This is a genomic window from Desulfobacterales bacterium, assembly GCA_021647905.1.
Lineage (GTDB): Bacteria > Desulfobacterota > Desulfobulbia > Desulfobulbales > BM004 > JAKITW01.
The window spans coordinates 1-15,787 of sequence record JAKITW010000068.1 but is presented as its reverse complement, the minus strand read 5'-3'; the positions used below and the strand labels follow the sequence as shown (position 1 = coordinate 15,787).

The following is a 15,787-nucleotide window of genomic DNA, read 5'->3' as shown; positions in this document are numbered from 1 at the left end:
CGTTGCGGCGAAGCGAGTTCCTGCTTGATAGCCTGTTTATGAACAGCCGGCCCTTCTCAATGGAGCGGCCGTTGGTAGAAGAAAACCCCTTTCCCGACAGGAGGGGGTTTACTGAATGTTTACGTCTCATCTGTTTTTACGAGACCGACAATTAACCGTGTCTACTCATCATGCCTGAGTCCCAGCCTTGTCACCTGCCCCGGCCCATCCGCGGGCTGTGGCTCTCTCTGATTCTGTGCCTGCTGGCAACCCTGTTCTGCGGCGCGGCGGGAGCGGCGAGTAACGAGGTCGCGCTGCGGAAACAGTACGACCTGGCCAAGGCCCAATTTCTGAAACTCCAGAATGCGCCCCAAGGTGAAAGCCGGGACGACTGGGACCGGGTGGTCGGCGGTTTCCGCAAGATTTACCTGGCCGCTCCCAAACATGAACTGGCCGCCGCCAGCCTGTTCATGATGGGCCGGATCCATCACACCATGTACCATCAGTTCGGAAATCCCCTTGATTTCGGCGAGGCGGTGGCCTATTACCAGGACGTGGCCACGCTTTTCCCCCGGAACCGGCTGGCCGATGATGCCCTGTATAAACTCGGCCGGCTCTATGTTGCGGAAAAAAAGGACCGGCTCCGGGCGGCCAAGGCCTTTGCCCGGGTACTCAACCGGTATCCCCGGGGCGATATGGCCGACAGGGCCGCGCGCCAGCTGGCCCTGCTCGGTGATGTGGCCCTGGATGCGGCCATCCAGGAAAACGGCGGCAAAAAGAAACCGGCCAAGGTCCTGCCCGTCCGCTACTGGTCGTCCAACAACTATACCCGGGTATCGATTAAGACCTCGGCCCCGGTCCACTATAAGGAACGACTGCTTGCCGCGTCGAAGAACCAGCCGCGCCGGCTTTTTATTGATTTTGCCGACAGTCGTCTCACCCCCGAGGCCCGGTTTCCGGTGTTGATCCGGGACGGCCTGCTCAAGCAGGTCCGGGCCGGCCAGCATACCCCTGATACGGTCCGGGTCGTGCTGGATATCGAGAGTATCTCCTCCTACAAGATATTCACCCTCCAGGATCCCTTTCGGACGGTGATTGACGTCATGGGCAAGGGCAAGGAAACAGTGCCGGTACTGACGGCCCGGGTCATGAAGAAGCGGCCCGGCTCAAAAACCAGGCCAGGTCCGACCGTGTCCGGGTCCAAGGCGTCGGAGCCGCGGCTTTCCCTGGCCCGGCAACTGGGGCTCGGCATCAACCGGATCGTGATCGATCCCGGCCATGGCGGCAAGGATCCCGGCGCCATTGCCGCCAACGGGGTCATGGAAAAGGACGTTGTCCTGGCGGTGGCCAGGAAGCTGGCCGACCGGCTGCGCCGGGACCTGGCCTGCGAGGTGGTCCTGACCCGGACCACCGACGTGTTCATCCCCCTGGAGGAACGGACCGCCATTGCCAATACCCGCAAGGGCGACCTGTTCATCTCCCTGCATGTCAACTCCGCGCCCTCGCCCAAGGTGCAGGGGGTGGAGACCTATCTCCTTGATCTGACCAGCAATGAGGACGCCATGCGGCTGGCAGCCTTTGAAAACGCCACTTCAGCCAGCAACATGAGCGATCTTCAGGGGATCCTTGCCGAGCTGCTTACCAGCAATAAGAAGGACGAGTCGGCCCGGCTGGCCGCTGCGGTGCAGAACTCCATGGCCCAGGGGCTCAAGCTCAGGAATCTCGGGGTCAAGCGGGCCCCGTTTTATGTGTTGATCGGCGCCCAGATGCCGGCCATTCTGAGCGAGATCACCTTTTTGAGCAACCCCCGGGAGGCGGAGCGCCTCAAGCGGGACAGCTATCTTTCCGCCATTGCCGAGCAGATCGCCATCGGGATTGCCGGCTATGTCAACGAGGGTAATGTGGCCCTGCTTGAAAGCAGGTGAGCCGCGGTCCCAGCAGCCCTGCTTACCCGCCGTGAAATCCGGCGCCAGGGGCCTCTGTATTGAGATGAAAAAAAAGGTAACAAGAGATATGGCCGCCGGCCTGCTCCTTGCCGCACTGCTGTTATTCAGCGGCTGTGTCGGTCCGTCCCGGCAACTGTACGGTTCCCTGGCCCCTGGCGCTGACAACCTCCGGCCGGCCGGCCGGCCGGTTTTCATGCCGGAAAACGCGCCCTCCATCTCCCAGGGATACACGCCGGTGTCCCGGGATCCGGGCCTCTATTTCAGCCGTAAAAGCCATGAAGGCCTGGATATCATCGGCAAAGCCGGAACCCCGGTACTGGCCCCGGCGGCCGGGGTGGTCATCCACTCCTATTATGAACCGCTGTCCGGTAACAACGTCGGCATCGACCATGGCCGGGACGGGAACGGCCGGTGGATCAAGAGCGGGCTGTTCCACCTTGACCAGCGGTTGGTCAAGGTGGGGGACAGGGTTGTCCGCGGCCAGCAGATCGGCACCCTGGGCCGCACCGGGCTCCTGGCGGCGGGACTGCCCCATGTGCATTACAATATCCAGGTCAAATCTCCTGCCGGACGATTTGAATATGTGAACCCGCATCGGTTCTGGGCCGACGGGGCCGGGGTGGTGACCTGTTTTGACAGCAGGAAACAATGGCCGGACCAGCCCTTTACCGCCACCTGTCCAGTTCCCTGCCGCGGAGTGGCCCGGCAATGAGTGATCAGCCAGCGCCTGCCTGTTGCCGCCCTGATCCGTGCGTAACAAAAAAATGCATCTTTTTTTAAAAAGGTATTGATTCCGCCCGGCGATGGGGGTATTTTCCATGGTTAAGTAAATCGGTACCTTGTAGTCTGATCTGACAGGAAAGCAGGCCGTACATGTCCGATTCTGGGATTGCGTGCGGCTTTTTTTTGGTGCTGCAGCTATAAGGGGTGACTGGAAGAGTAACCTCAAGAGATGTTCCGCCGGGGCGCGGGACAAGGAGGAACGGTGATGGAAGGTACGGTCAAGTGGTTTAACGCTTCCAAGGGATTCGGGTTCATCGAGCAGGAGGACGGCAAGGACGTTTTCGTTCATTTCTCCGCCATTGTTTCCGACGGTTTCAAGTCGCTGGAGGAGGGTGATCGCGTCACCTTTGATGTTGTTGCCGGGCCCAAGGGGCCGGCTGCGTCCAACGTGGTCAAGTTGTAAACCGCCTTTTTTCAGCTTTTGCCATGAGCCCCGCCGGTTGGCGGGGCTTTTTTTGTCTGGCCCACACTCTTTCCGGCTGATACTTTTCCGGAAAAAGGGGTTCCCGGCAAAGGCCGGCCGGGGTAAGATGGCCGGGAGGTGATCGCTTATCCTTGAACCGTATAGCCGGAAATGCGGATGATCAAAAAACAACCCTTTGGCAATACCTTGAAGGAGCAGCTCATCGCCTCTTCCCGGGACCGACTTCACTCCTTTGTCCTGGCCGACCAAAGTGTCCGCGGCGCAATGGTCAACGGAGTGCGGATGATAAACGAGATGCGGGCCAACCATGAACTGGGAATCCTGGAGACCATGGTTCTGGGGCAGGCCTTTCTGGCCGCCGGGCTGCTCACCGCTTCGCTCAAGGGCAATGAGGCCGTCAGTATCAAGGTCGACTGCTCCGGACCGATCAAGGGCCTGGTGGCCGAGGCCAATGCCCGCGGCGAGGTGCGCGGCTATCTGAAACAGGCGGTGATTCCAGTGGTGAAACCGGTGGATCCCAATGACCTGTCCTCTTTTTTCGGGGCTGGTTTTCTTACTGTGACCCGTTATCTTGAGGATGCTGAGCAGCCATTTTCCGGGAAGATCGCCTTGGAACACGGCTGCATTGCCAAGGACCTGGCCCATTATTTCCTCATCTCCGAACAGCTGCCCACCATTGTCAACCTGAGCGTCCGGTTTGACCAGCAGGGCGAGGTGGTGGGGGGTGGCGGGATGCTGCTCCAGGCCATGCCCGGGGCGGACCGGGACATGGTGGCCAGACTGGCGGACCGGGCCGACGCCCTGCCTTCCCTGGGACTCGCCTTTGTCAAGGGCAGCGACCCGGAGTCGCTGGTCAGGGAACATTTTTCCGGTTTCGGGCTTGAATTTCTAGACGATTTCCGGATCGAGTTTTATTGTCGCTGCAACGAAAAAGGGATCCAGCAGATGCTCCTTTCCCTGCCGGAAACGGACCGGGCCGATATCCTTGCCAACGGGCCCTTTCCCCTGGAGGTGCGCTGCCACAACTGCAACAGCCCCTACCAATTCCAGCGCGAGGCCCTGCAAAAGATGTTCAGACAATGATATTGATCGCTATTTCCACCGACACCATCCGGCTCGCCCAGTTTCTGAAGCTTGCCAACGCGGTGGCGGACGGAGTGGAGGCCAAATACCTGATTCTGGCCGGCGAGGTTGCGGTCAACGGTGCGGTCGAGACCAGAAGGGGCCGCAAGCTTCGACCCGGCGACCGGGTTGAGTATGGCGGTGAACTGTATGAAGTGCGAAGGTAAGGTTTCGGTAACCCCCGTACGTTTGGGGTTGGATCGGGAAAGGGGTTTTCTTATACCGAACGGTGTAGCGGACCCTGAGCCGCAGCCGTGACGGTAAAAGCGGAATTTGAAACAACTTCGGCAGGATATGCTTATGGCTTCCGAATCGCCGTTGCGGCGAAGCGAGTTCCTGCTTGATAGCCTGTTTATGAACAGCCGGCCCTTCTCAATGGAGCGGCCGTTGGTAGAAGAAGACCCCTTTCCCGACAGGAGGGGGGTTACTGAATGTTTACGTGCGAAGTGATGACAAGGGGCGGTAACCTGCCGGGGTTGCGGCGTATCTTTAATTCAGCCTGGGGGGAATTACGTTATGAGCGGATATGTGGTGGCGAACTGGAAGTCCCATAAGACCCTGGCCGAGGCGGAAAAATGGCTTGAAATTTTTCTGGGCCTCTACCGTCCCGATCCCCGGGTGGAGGTGATCATCGCCCCCTCCTTTGTCCTGCTGGCCCCCTTGGCGCGGATGCTGCGGCAACGGGATGTTGTCCATCCCGCTCTCGCGGTTCAGGACCTGTCGCCATTCCCCCTGGGCGCCTATACCGGGGCCGTGGCCGCGGGGACGGTTCAAGGCCTGGTCGGTTACGCCCTGGTCGGTCATTCGGAACGGCGGCGTTACTTCCATGAGACCAACCAGGAGATTGCCAACAAGGTGAGTGAGGCGCTGGCCGCCGGGATCCGGCCGATTCTCTGCCTGGACCGCCCCTACGCCCGGGCCCAGTTGGCGGCTGTGAACGAGGCGGATGTTAACGGGCTGATCATCGGCTATGGACCGGTGGAGGCCATTGGCATTGATACGGCCCAACCCCCTGAAAAGGCCGGACAGGCGGTGGCCGAGATCAAGGCGATTGTCCCGGGCAGGCCGGTCCTCTACGGCGGCTCGATAACCGCGGAAAACTGCGCCGTCTACCTGAAGCTTGCCGGAGTGGCGGGTTTAATGGTGGGTGCGGCCAGTCTTGATCCCAAGGGTTTTGCTCGCATCTGCCAGGCCGTTGCCGACAGGGAAGGGTAAACGGGTATGTGTTAATGATTCATGGGGCGGGAGAGGTGTAATATAGTGACACCCGACACCTTGAGTAACTATCCACACAGGACCCGGAGTGCTTGGGTGAAGGGAGGAATAATCACGCCGTAACCACTCACCGGGCTGACCCTGACCGTTTATTTCGGGTTGCTCCCGGCTGGAAATTTTCGTACTGTAATGAGTCAGGGTTCAGGATTGGATTAACCGAGCGTTTTCATAGTGGTTGTTTCCGGTGGCGGAGGCCATGCTCCCTGCCGGAGGATGAAGTCTGTTGATTGGGGACAACCGCAGCTACGGCCATAGCGGGCCGGCGATGGGGGTAGGGAGAGATGAAGAGCGTCCGGGGCGACAACGGGACAAGGGGAGCAGCCGACCTCTGCGGCGCCTGCGGCATGAATGCCCGGAAGAAGATGGGAATGCGGCCGCATGGAGGCAGTCCCTCGTTGATGACCCCGCCGTCCGGGTTCGGCAGGACCCTTTCCACCGAGTTGCTGGCCAAGCAGGAAAAGGTCCAGACCCTGTTCAAGATCACCTCGCTGCTGGACTGCCGTACCTATTCGCCGGGTGAGGTGATTATCCCGCAGGGGGATCCGGGCCGGGATCTGTTCCTGTTGACCGAGGGGCGGGCCGAGGTGTCCACCACCACCACCCCGGCGGGAACCATGGTGCTGGCTGAAATCGGCGCCCCCTATATTCTGGGTGAGATCGCCTGTCTGCTGGGGATTCCGCGAACCGCGACCATTACCGCCAAAACCACGGTAACGGTTTTTGTCCTGCTCTACGATACGCTGCAGGAGTCCATCGGCGAGTTTCCCTACTGGTTTCCCCCCCTGCTGAGTTCCTTTGTCAGCGGGCTCAAGTCACTCAACAATACCATCAGCAACCTGGAGCAGGAGGTGGAGCAGTTGCGCCGCCAACTGGCTGATAAGAAAAGGTAAACGCGCCGGGCGGAAGCCGCCTTGATTTTATTTTAAGGGACCTGGAATGGATAACAAGAGACCCGAGAATGCGCCGTTGCGATCAGGGCCTGTTTTTTTTATGCCCCTGGCGCTGCTGGGACGCAGATTCCTTGATATCGTCGATGAGTTGGGCGGGGTTGCCATCTTTTTCGGCAAATCGTTTTTCTATATCTTCCGGCGGGGCCAGTTCAGCGCCATTGTCCAGCAGGTCTATTACATCGGCGTCAGGTCGGTGAACATCGTCATCCTGGTGGGCCTGTTCGTCGGCATGGTCATTGCCCTGCAGATGTATCATGTGCTGATCGACTACGGCTCGGTGGGGGTGCTGGGCTCGGCGGTCTCCCTGTCGTTGATTCGCGAGATGGGACCGGTGCTGACCGCGATCATGATAACCGCCCGGGCCGGTTCCTCCATGGCGGCGGAGATCGGCATCCAGCGGATTTCGGAACAGATCGACGCCCTTGACACCATGCGGATCGACCCCTTGATGTACCTGGTCAGCCCCAGGATCGCGGCGGCGATTATCAGCTTTCCGTTGCTGACCACCATGTTCGACCTGGTGGGGATCATCGGCGGGTATTTTACCGGCGTTGTTTTAATGGGGATCAACAGCGGCGCCTATACCAGCGGGGTGATCACCAGCGTCAAGATGGAAGATATCAACGGCGGCCTGACCAAGGCCGTGGTCTTTGCGGTGCTGGTGGCCACCATCTGTTGTTATCAGGGGTTTTTTACCCATACCCGTACCGACGGGTACGGCGCCAAGGGGGTCGGCCTCTCCACCACCTCGGCGGTGGTCGCCTCCTGCGTGCTGATCCTGATAAGCGATTATGTCCTGAGTTCCTTTTTGTTATAGGTCGGCCCATATGGCGGAAACAGTAATGAACCCGCAATAACCCCAAAGGCTTCAAATGCCACCAACTAAAATTAACAACTTACAACATGAAACACGTCCGTCTCGCGGGTTGTTGCGAGACCGACAAACACTGATAAAATTCGAAAACGTTTCCAAGAGTTTCGGTTCCAAGCAGGTCCTGGACCGGGTCAACCTGGAGATTTTCGACAACCAGACCACCACCATCATCGGCAAGAGCGGTTCCGGTAAAAGCGTGCTGCTCAAGCATATCATCGGTCTGCTTAATCCGGACGAGGGGGTGATCTCCTTCCGCGGCAAGCCGTTGACCGCCATGGGCCGGCGGGACTGGGACGAGTACCGGAGCCAGATCAGCTTCTGTTTCCAGAACAACGCCCTGTTCGACTCCCTGACCGTGTTCGAGAACATCGCCCTGCCGTTGCGCAAGACCACCCGGCTGTCGCACCGGGAGGTCGATGCCAAGGTGTTTGCCCGCCTTGAGCAGATGGAATTGATCGAGGTGCCGGACAAGTATCCGGCCGATCTCTCCGGCGGCATGCAGAAACGGGTCGCCCTGGCCCGGGCCCTGATAACCGATCCCGGGATCGTTTTATTCGACGAGCCCACCACCGGCCAGGACCCGATCCGCAAGAACGCCATCCTGGGCATGATCGCCCAGTACCAGAAGAAATTCGGCTTTACCACGATCATGATCAGCCACGAATTGCCTGATGTTTTTTTTATCTCCGACCGGATCCTGGTCCTCTATGACAAGAAGATCGTCTTTCAGGGCAATTTTCAGGAACTGCAGGGGTTTGACCATCCCTTTGTCGATGAGTTCGTCAACAGCCTGGAAGAGGTCCAGCTCGAGCTGCACGGCCTGTGGGCCCAGTTGCGGGATGAGGCCCGGGAAGAGCGGCACGAGGGGGAGGAGGGAGAGGATGACGGTTTTACCGTGATCGTCCTTGAGGTGGAGAATATGGATAGGTTCAGCGAACATTTCGGCCAGGCCGGTTCGCAGACCTTTCTGCAGACCCTTGGCTCCCGGATAAACAGCTATTTCAGCAGCCGGGGGCTATCGAACCGCTGCGGTCCGGCCCGGTTCGTTTCCATCCTGGTGACCTGCAATATCGCCCAGACGGAAACCTTGCTGGCGGATTTTGCCGGAAAAATCCAGGCCGCCGGCGCGGAGCTGGCGCCGGAGGCGGTACTGCTGCCGGAAAACAGTGAACAAGGCGTCGGGGTGCGGATCATTGGCGGAATTGCCAAGGGTACGCCGGCCGAGACCATTGCCGATATCTCGGAGCGGGCCCTGGCCGAGGGCCGGCTGGTTGCACAATTCACTTATACCACAAGGGCATAAGTTTCGTTTGAGCCGGCGGGCGGCTCAACTCAGCTTTATGGGAAAAGGGATAGGAGATGAAGAAGTATGCCATGGAAACGGTTGTCGGTGTTTTTGTCTTGGTTGGTCTCCTCGGCATCGCCTACATGACGGTCAATTTCGCTGAAGTGAGTTTCTGGGGCGACAAGGGCTATTCGCTCACGGCAAAGTTCAACACCATAACCGGCCTCAAGACCGGGGCGTCGGTGGAGATGCTCGGCATGAAAATCGGCCGGGTGGAACGGTTCGTGATGGACCAGAAGAATCAGCAGGCCGCGGTGGTACTTGATATTGACAAGGGAATCATTGTGTACGACGACGCCATTGCCTCGATTAAGACCCGGGGATTGATCGGCGATCGTTACGTGAGTATCGATCCCGGCGGCGCCGGCGACCGGCTCGAGCCCGGCGGCGTTATTACCGAGACCGAGTCGCCGGTGGATATCGAGGAGTTGATCAGCAAATACGCCTTTGGCGACGTTGAGAGCAAATAGTGATGTGAAAAGTTAATCGTTATTTGTTAACAGGAACAGTATGTTGTAATCATTGAACCAATAACCAACAGGTAAGGTTTCGGTAAACCCCGTACGTTTGAGGTTGGACCGGGAAAGGGGTTTTCTTATACCGAACGGTGTAGCGGACCCTGAGCCGCAGCCGTGACGGCAAAAGCGGAAATTGAAACAACTTCGGCAGGATATGCTTATGGATTCCGAATCGCCGTTGCGGCGAAGCGAGTTCCTGCTTGATAGCCTGTTTATGAACAGCCGGCCCTTCTCAATGGAGCGGCCGTTGGTAGAAGAAGACCCCTTTCCCGACAGGAGGGGGTTACTGAATGTTTACACCAATAACACTCTTTGGTCTGATGAACCGGAATAAAGATTTCTTACCTGGGGTGCGATTATGAAAACATTGTCGATCTCACTTGTCCTGGCCGTGTTTGTCTGTCTTGCCGGTGCGCTTCCGGTAACGGCCGGCCAGCCCCTGGACACCATCCGGACCCAGGTCGACCGGGTCCTGGCGGTGCTGGGCGACCCTGCCTTGCAGGGCGAGGAACACCGGTTGGAAAGGAAGGAGCGGATCAAGGAGATTACCCTTGATATGTTCAACTATTATGAGGTCTCCCGCCGGACCATGGGGAATAACTGGAAAAAACTCAACAAGGGGCAGCAGCAGGAGTTCATCGATCTGTACGGCGCCCTGCTGCTTAAGATATACCTGAGCAGGATCTCCAGGTATACCGGACAAAAGGTGGAGTTTCTGCATGAAAGGATGCTGTCCGAGAAAAAGGCGGAGGTGCGGAGTTCGATTATCAGTGAGTCCGGCACGATCCCGGTAAGTTACCGGCTGATCCGCGTCAAGGACCGCTGGCAGGTCTATGACGTGATCATCGAGGGGGTCAGCCTGGTGAAGAATTATCGCAGCCAGTTCAAGAACATACTGGCCAGAAAATCACCGGCCCAGCTGCTGGAACTCCTGCGCAGGAAGACGGCTTGAGGACAGAGGGCAGAGGACAGAGGACGGAAGACGGAGGACAGAGGACGGAAAACCAAGCACCAAGCACCAAGCACCAGGAACCAGGAACCAGATACTTCCTTAAACCTGGTTGAGCAACCACGGTTTTTTTGTCTTGCGGACAAAAGGCAACCCGGGGAGGAGTTGATCTTGAAGATAACAAAGAACAGTATCATGCTTATCCTGTTTTTCTGCGGCCTTCTGCTCCTGGTCCCGGTTTTGACCATGGCCGGGTCGGAGGAGCAACCAGGAGAGGTGGCGGTCCAAGCGGAACAAAGCGGGGTCGGTCAGATTGAGGAAGACGAGTATGAGGCTGAGGGGGAAGAGGCGGATGCAGACATTGCCGACCCTCTGCTGGCCTGGAACACGGTCTGGTACCATTTCAACGACCGGCTCTATTTCTGGGTGTTGAAGCCCGTGGCCCAAGGCTATAAGGCAGTCACGCCCATTGACGTCCGGATCGTGATCAGGAATTTTTTCCATAACCTGGCCGCCCCGATCCGGTTGGTCAACTGTGTGCTGCAGGGCAAGGGGGAGGCGGCCGGCCATGAATTGGGCCGTTTTGTCGTCAACACCACGGTTGGTATCCTCGGGCTTGCCGACCCGGCCACCGGGATTATCGGACCTGGGCCCGGGGCCGAGGATTTGGGTCAGACCCTCGGTCATTACCGGATCGGCAATGGTTTTTACCTGGTATGGCCCTTTCTCGGTCCTTCCAGCCTGCGGGATACCGTGGGCCGGGCCGGCGACTATTTCCTGGACCCGGTCAGCTATCTGGAGGAGTGGGAGACCATCCTGGCGGTCAATACCTTTGAGCAGGTCAACGACACCGCCTTTAAGATCGGGGATTACGAGGATCTGAAAGAGGGGGCCCTTGATCCCTATGTTGCCATCCGCAACGCCTATGTCCAGCATCGGGCCGAAAAGGTGGCGGAATAGCAGGAGAGATTGCAGGTAATTTCAGTTGCCGGTTATCAGTTCTCTGGCCTCTGACATCCGATCATTTACGAGGTGGTTATGAACAACGAAATCGAACCGATTGTGGGCAACTGGTATTTACACCTCGGCAAGGGCCGGGACTTCACCGTGGTGGCTGTTGATGAAGACGGGCGGGGAGTCGAGATCCAGTATTTTGACGGCGATCTGGAGGAGCTGTCCCTGGAGGAGTGGGCCGCCATGGAGTTGGATATCCGCGAGCCGCCCGAAGACTGGACCGGGCCTGTTGATGATGTTGAACTGGACGACCTGGGTTATGAGGATTAGGTCAGGAGTCGGGACAGAGGAATGAGTGATGAGCAATGAGCAATGAGTGATGAGTGATGAGTTGAGACAGGGCGTGGTGACCAGAAGTCAGAGGACAGAAAAAAGGTGACAGTGGTGGGCTGAAATATATCTTTCTCAGCACTCAGCATTATCACCGTTCCTGCAAGGCGTAGCCCATGGAGGTGAACAGGGGATCCAGCATGTATGCCAACACCGTGCGCCGGCCGGTGTGGATATAGGTTGTCACCATCATGCCCGGTACGAGATCGTACCGGTGCCCTTCCCATTCAAAGTAATTCTTCTCGGTCCTGATTCGCACGGTGTAAAAGGTCTGGCCCTGCGAGGTAACAAAGGCGTCGGGACTTATGTGGATCACCGTGCCGTCCAGTTTGCCGTAGCGCCGGGCATCCCTGGACGGCAGCTTGACCACCACCTTCTGACCCTTGCGGACAAAGCCGATATCCTGGATCCGCAGATGGGCCTCGATCACCAGGCGGTCGCCGGTGGGCACGATATCCATGATCGTCTTGCCGGGGCCGATCACCCCGCCGACGGTGACGATGTAAAGGCTCTTTATCAGGCCGTCCACCGGCGAGCGGATAGTGGTGCGCTGCAGGCTGTTGGTAAATTTTTTCAGCCGTTGCAGGAATTCCCCCAGTTCCTGTCTGTTCTCTTTCAACTCTTGCTTAATCTCCTGCTGAAAGGAATGCTCCAGCCGTTTCAACTTGTCCTCAGCCCCTTCCAAGGCCGAACGGGCCCGGATCAGCGCGGTTTCATTCTCCTCTATCCTGCTGGTCAGCTTGGACTTTTCACGTAGAAAACCCAGGTGTTTATATTCAGTGGTCAGGTCGTCCTTTAAAAGCGCGGCGCTGATGGCTATCTGTTTCTCCAGAAACTCCAGATCGCGCCGGCTGTTTCTGATCCTGGTCTCGATTTCGATGATGTCCTGCCTGCGCTGGGTAAGGAGTTCGCGCTGGGCCGCCTGGCCGCTCTGGTACTTCTGGAACTGGGCCGTGAACAGTTCCCGGGCCTGGGAGACCAGTTCGGGATGGTTGCGGGCGAGTTGTTCCGGGAACTGCGGCTGGTCGTGACCGGTTGCCAGGCCGTCGAGTCGGGCGATGTCCGTCTCAAGGCCCGCGATCCTACTCTGCAGCTCCTGGACGCTGGCGTTGCTGCTGACCCTCTCCAGAATAACCAGGGGCTGGCCGGCCGTGACCGCGGCGCCCTCCCTGACCAGGATTTTTTCGACAATACCGCCCTCCAGATGCTGGATATGCTTGATTTTGCTGCTCGGCACCACCCGGCCGTTGGCCTGACTGACTATATCCAGCTTGCCGAACCAGGCCCAGGCAAAGAAGAGCAGACAAAGGCCCACGCACATCGCCCAGAAGAGGTGGGTTGTTGCCTTGACCCGGTTGGCCGGCGAATCGTGGCCCGGCGATTTTTTTGTTAAGCTGTCCGGCTGCTTCACGGGGTCTGTCCCTTGTTGTTTCCAGTGACAATTTCCGGGACCGGTTTCCGGCTCAGGTCAAGGACAAACGGGGCATCCTTGAGGATGACCGGGTCGCCGGAAACAACGACCATGGTTTTCTTTTCCTTGATCAGTTTGTTCATAACCGCATATACGGCCCGCCGGCCCTCAATGTCCAGACCCTCGGTGGGCTCGTCGAACAGGACCAGCCGTCCGTTGGTGGCCAGTCCCCTGGCCAGGGCAATGCGCCGGCGGATGCCCAGCGGCAGGTTGCGGCCGTTTTCAAGGAGTTCGGTTTCCAGTCCCCTGGGGCTTTTGTCGAGATAACTGCGGAGGTCGGCCAGGTTGACCACCTGGTTGAGCCCGCTGTTGTCCAGCTCCGGGTTGGCCATGGTAATGGAATCCCGGATGGTGGCATTGAGAAAGGTCGGTTCCTGGGGCAGGTAGATAAGTTGGCTCCGCCACCACTCCGGGGCAATCTGCATCAGGTTGATTTCGTCGACCAGTATCTCGCCCCGGGAGGGTTCAAGCAGGCCGGCCAGCAACCGGAGCAGAGAGGTCTTGCCGGCGCCGTTATGGCCGGTCACGGTCAGCACCTCGCCCGGTTGGATTTTCAGGCTCAGGGACTCGAACAGCGGGTTCTTGCTGCCGGGAAAGGCCAGGCCCAGGTCCTTGAACTCGATGGCCCCGGAATAGGAGGCCAGACCGGTGCCGGTCCCCGGTTCCAGCGGCAGTTTAAAAAAGGTGGCCAGATCCCTGAACGCCTGGCCGGCCTTGGCCAGCAGATAGGAGGTCTGGACGAACCGGGTGGTCGAGGAGAAGGCGCGGCCGGCCAGGATATTGGCCCCGATCAGGGCGCCGACGGTCAGCTTGCCCTGTACCACCTCCATCGCGCCCACTGCATAGAGGACCACGCTCATCAGGACGCTTATGGTCAGAAACTGGGTCTGGGAGAACTCCTTGATATCAGCATCCCGCTGCTGGACCTCGGTCAGGGACCTGATCTGATTGTCCCAGATGGTCTTGAGAAAGTCGATGCCCCGGAATGAACGGACGGTGTCGATATTATTGGCCGCTGCCAGGACCGAAGCGCGATGGGCAAGGGTTGAATTTTTCAGCTGTTCGGCGATCCGGTTGGAAAATTTAAGGGCAAACGCCCCGCCGATCAGGCTGAGGACCACCCCGGCCAGCGAGATCAGGGCCAGAGCCGGGCTGATGAAAAAGGAGGCCAGGAGGAAAATCAGCGCAAAAGGAGCGTCGAGAATGGAGGTTATGCCAGCGGCGCTGTAGGCGGCCTTGATCGCCTGCAGGCCGTTCACGGTTTCGTGGATAGCCGGTTTGGGAATATTGCCGATGGGCAGGGCCTTGGCCCTGGTCAGGACATGGAGAACCTTGCGGGAAAGATCGATGTCCGGCTCCACGCTGATCACCGCGGCGATTTTGGTCCTGATCATCCGGAAGGCGAACTGCATCACAATCGCCACCATCATCCCCATGGTCAGGGTGATCAGGGTGCCGCTGAAGCCGAAGGTGACGTACCGGTTCAACACCTGGATCACGAACAGGGGCGAGGCCAGGGAGAGCAGGGTGATGAAAAAGGTGGCGATAAGTATTTCCGTTGTCAGTACCGGATACAGGGCCAGGCGGCGGTAGAGTTCTCTCATCTCGGGTTTCTACGTCCGCTGGAAATCAATAAAACGAAATATCCGTCGCGGTCAGGACAACGTCGTTCAACTGGGCCACCAGTTCATGGCCGCCGCTCGCATCGCCGTTGCTGTCATACCAGAGTTGATCCATGGTGCTGTCATAGACAAACCAGGGGTCGTTGTTGCCCAGTGCGGCGTTGGCTCCGTCATAACCAGCGTAGAACTCATTGCTGTAGAATCCTGCGCTTGAATCAAACTCGTTGCTGTTGAAGGAGAATATATCGTCCTGGTCGCTGTTGGAAAAATCAGTGATCGTGTCGCTGAAATCAGCAGAGCTTTCGTAAAGAAAGGTGTCGCTGCCGCTGCCGCCGGTCAGGGTGTCATGACCGCTGCCGCCCCGCAGGTTGTCATCGCCGCTGCCGCCGATGAGGGTGTCCTCCCCTTGTCCGCCGATTATATTGAAAGAACCGTCGGTTTCAGCTGATCCGTCCCAGTAGAGGCTGTTGTTGCCGGTCAGGTTTGAGCCGTCAACATCCAGGGTTGCGCTTGGCGCCACCAGGGAGTCAGTGGTGGTGACCGAGGTGTCCGCATCGCCGAGGCCGATCTCTTCCACCCCGGTGACATGGTCCAGTTCATTGTCGGCGCCGTTGGCGTCGGTGTATTCCAGCCGGTCGGACCCGAGACCGCCATCAACGGTGTCGGCCGAGTCGAGGCTGTTGGAAAAATAGAAGGAATCATTGCCCTCATCGCCGCTCACAGTGTCGTTGCCGCCGGAAAGACCGAACCAGTTGTCACTGCTGTCACCGGTCAGGGTGTCGTTGTGGCTGGAATCAGCAACGCCCTCTATGGTGGTCAGGAGGTCAACGCTCCCATAGCCGTCAGAGGCCGTGCCAGTGGCCAGGTCGACCGTCACCCCGGCCGGCGCCGACCGGTAAACAGCCATGTCGCTGCCCTCGCCGCCGGCCAGGGTATCGGCCCCGGCAAAACCGATCAGGATGTCGTCTCCGGCCCCGCCCTGGAGGAAGTTGGCCTGTTCGTTGCCGAGGATTGTATCTCCCCGGGAAGAGCCGGTCACGTTGGCGATACTGCCGGCCGGATCAAAGGAATCCTCCAGCCAGTCCGGGTTGGCGTAAAAGAGTCCATCAATGTTGCTGCCCGCATTGATGAACACGGTATCGCCGTCCAGGAACAGGCTGGCGCTGTTGCCGGCCGGGTCATACG

At 58.6% G+C, this 15,787-nt stretch carries 18 protein-coding genes; 15 read left to right on the top strand and 3 right to left on the bottom strand.

Annotated elements, in window-relative coordinates; all coding sequences use genetic code 11:
* The first annotated feature begins 170 nt into the window (after window positions 1-170).
* The 15 genes from L3J03_10145 (at window position 171) to L3J03_10075 (ending at window position 11,449) form a co-directional block, all read left to right on the top strand.
* The gene (locus tag L3J03_10145) at window positions 171-1,904 is read left to right on the top strand and encodes an N-acetylmuramoyl-L-alanine amidase (protein ID MCF6291340.1); all 1,734 of its coding nucleotides are present in this window, start codon (window positions 171-173) and stop codon (window positions 1,902-1,904) included.
* Between the two features lie 64 nt (window positions 1,905-1,968).
* A complete protein-coding gene (locus L3J03_10140; protein MCF6291339.1) occupies window positions 1,969-2,637 on the top strand; it encodes a M23 family metallopeptidase in 669 nt (222 codons plus the stop codon).
* 273 nt (window positions 2,638-2,910) lie between these two features.
* Window positions 2,911-3,111, top strand: a complete 201-nt coding sequence (locus tag L3J03_10135) for a cold-shock protein (GenBank protein ID MCF6291338.1) — start codon at window positions 2,911-2,913, stop codon at window positions 3,109-3,111.
* A gap of 177 nt (window positions 3,112-3,288) precedes the next feature.
* Window positions 3,289-4,215, top strand: coding sequence for an Hsp33 family molecular chaperone HslO (locus tag L3J03_10130; protein ID MCF6291337.1), 927 nt, complete (start codon window positions 3,289-3,291; stop codon window positions 4,213-4,215).
* Complete coding sequence (locus L3J03_10125) at window positions 4,212-4,421, top strand: RNA-binding S4 domain-containing protein (GenBank protein ID MCF6291336.1); 210 nt, start codon at window positions 4,212-4,214, stop codon at window positions 4,419-4,421. The genes L3J03_10130 and L3J03_10125 overlap by 4 nt, the downstream gene beginning before the upstream one ends.
* 133 nt (window positions 4,422-4,554) lie before the next feature.
* Window positions 4,555-4,704, top strand: coding sequence for a hypothetical protein (locus L3J03_10120; GenBank protein ID MCF6291335.1), 150 nt, complete (start codon window positions 4,555-4,557; stop codon window positions 4,702-4,704).
* A 66-nt stretch (window positions 4,705-4,770) separates the two neighbouring features.
* Entirely contained in the window at window positions 4,771-5,469 is a 699-nt protein-coding gene (locus L3J03_10115) for a triose-phosphate isomerase (protein MCF6291334.1), read from the top strand.
* 341 nt (window positions 5,470-5,810) lie between these two features.
* Window positions 5,811-6,419 carry a cyclic nucleotide-binding domain-containing protein gene (locus tag L3J03_10110; GenBank protein MCF6291333.1) on the top strand — a complete coding sequence of 203 codons (609 nt, stop codon included), beginning with the start codon at window positions 5,811-5,813 and terminating at the stop codon, window positions 6,417-6,419.
* A gap of 46 nt (window positions 6,420-6,465) precedes the next feature.
* Window positions 6,466-7,296 (top strand): ABC transporter permease, encoded by an 831-nt coding sequence (locus tag L3J03_10105; protein MCF6291332.1) that lies wholly within the window; start codon window positions 6,466-6,468, stop codon window positions 7,294-7,296.
* Between the two features lie 112 nt (window positions 7,297-7,408).
* On the top strand, window positions 7,409-8,656 hold the full coding sequence (locus tag L3J03_10100) for an ATP-binding cassette domain-containing protein (protein ID MCF6291331.1): 1,248 nt from the start codon (window positions 7,409-7,411) through the stop codon (window positions 8,654-8,656).
* Between the two features lie 56 nt (window positions 8,657-8,712).
* The gene (gene mlaD, locus L3J03_10095; protein MCF6291330.1) at window positions 8,713-9,168 is read left to right on the top strand and encodes an outer membrane lipid asymmetry maintenance protein MlaD; all 456 of its coding nucleotides are present in this window, start codon (window positions 8,713-8,715) and stop codon (window positions 9,166-9,168) included.
* 208 nt (window positions 9,169-9,376) lie between these two features.
* Window positions 9,377-9,550 (top strand): hypothetical protein, encoded by a 174-nt coding sequence (locus L3J03_10090; GenBank protein MCF6291329.1) that lies wholly within the window; start codon window positions 9,377-9,379, stop codon window positions 9,548-9,550.
* 24 nt (window positions 9,551-9,574) lie between these two features.
* Entirely contained in the window at window positions 9,575-10,168 is a 594-nt protein-coding gene (locus tag L3J03_10085; GenBank protein ID MCF6291328.1) for an ABC transporter substrate-binding protein, read from the top strand.
* Between the two features lie 168 nt (window positions 10,169-10,336).
* On the top strand, window positions 10,337-11,125 hold the full coding sequence (locus L3J03_10080; GenBank protein ID MCF6291327.1) for a VacJ family lipoprotein: 789 nt from the start codon (window positions 10,337-10,339) through the stop codon (window positions 11,123-11,125).
* A 78-nt stretch (window positions 11,126-11,203) separates the two neighbouring features.
* The gene (locus L3J03_10075; protein MCF6291326.1) at window positions 11,204-11,449 is read left to right on the top strand and encodes a hypothetical protein; all 246 of its coding nucleotides are present in this window, start codon (window positions 11,204-11,206) and stop codon (window positions 11,447-11,449) included.
* Window positions 11,450-11,600: 151 nt separating this feature from the next.
* On the opposite strand, the gene L3J03_10070 is transcribed toward L3J03_10075, so the two are convergent.
* The 3 genes from L3J03_10070 to L3J03_10060 form a co-directional block, all read right to left on the bottom strand.
* Window positions 11,601-12,920, bottom strand: coding sequence for an HlyD family type I secretion periplasmic adaptor subunit (locus L3J03_10070; GenBank protein MCF6291325.1), 1,320 nt, complete (start codon window positions 12,918-12,920; stop codon window positions 11,601-11,603).
* Window positions 12,917-14,584: an ATP-binding cassette domain-containing protein gene (locus L3J03_10065; protein ID MCF6291324.1), complete on the bottom strand. Its 1,668-nt coding sequence runs from the start codon at window positions 14,582-14,584 to the stop codon at window positions 12,917-12,919. Before L3J03_10065 ends, L3J03_10070 begins: the two co-directional genes overlap by 4 nt.
* Window positions 14,585-14,609: 25 nt before the next feature.
* Window positions 14,610-15,787: hypothetical protein (locus L3J03_10060; GenBank protein MCF6291323.1), on the bottom strand; the 1,178-nt coding region annotated here is incomplete at its 5' end.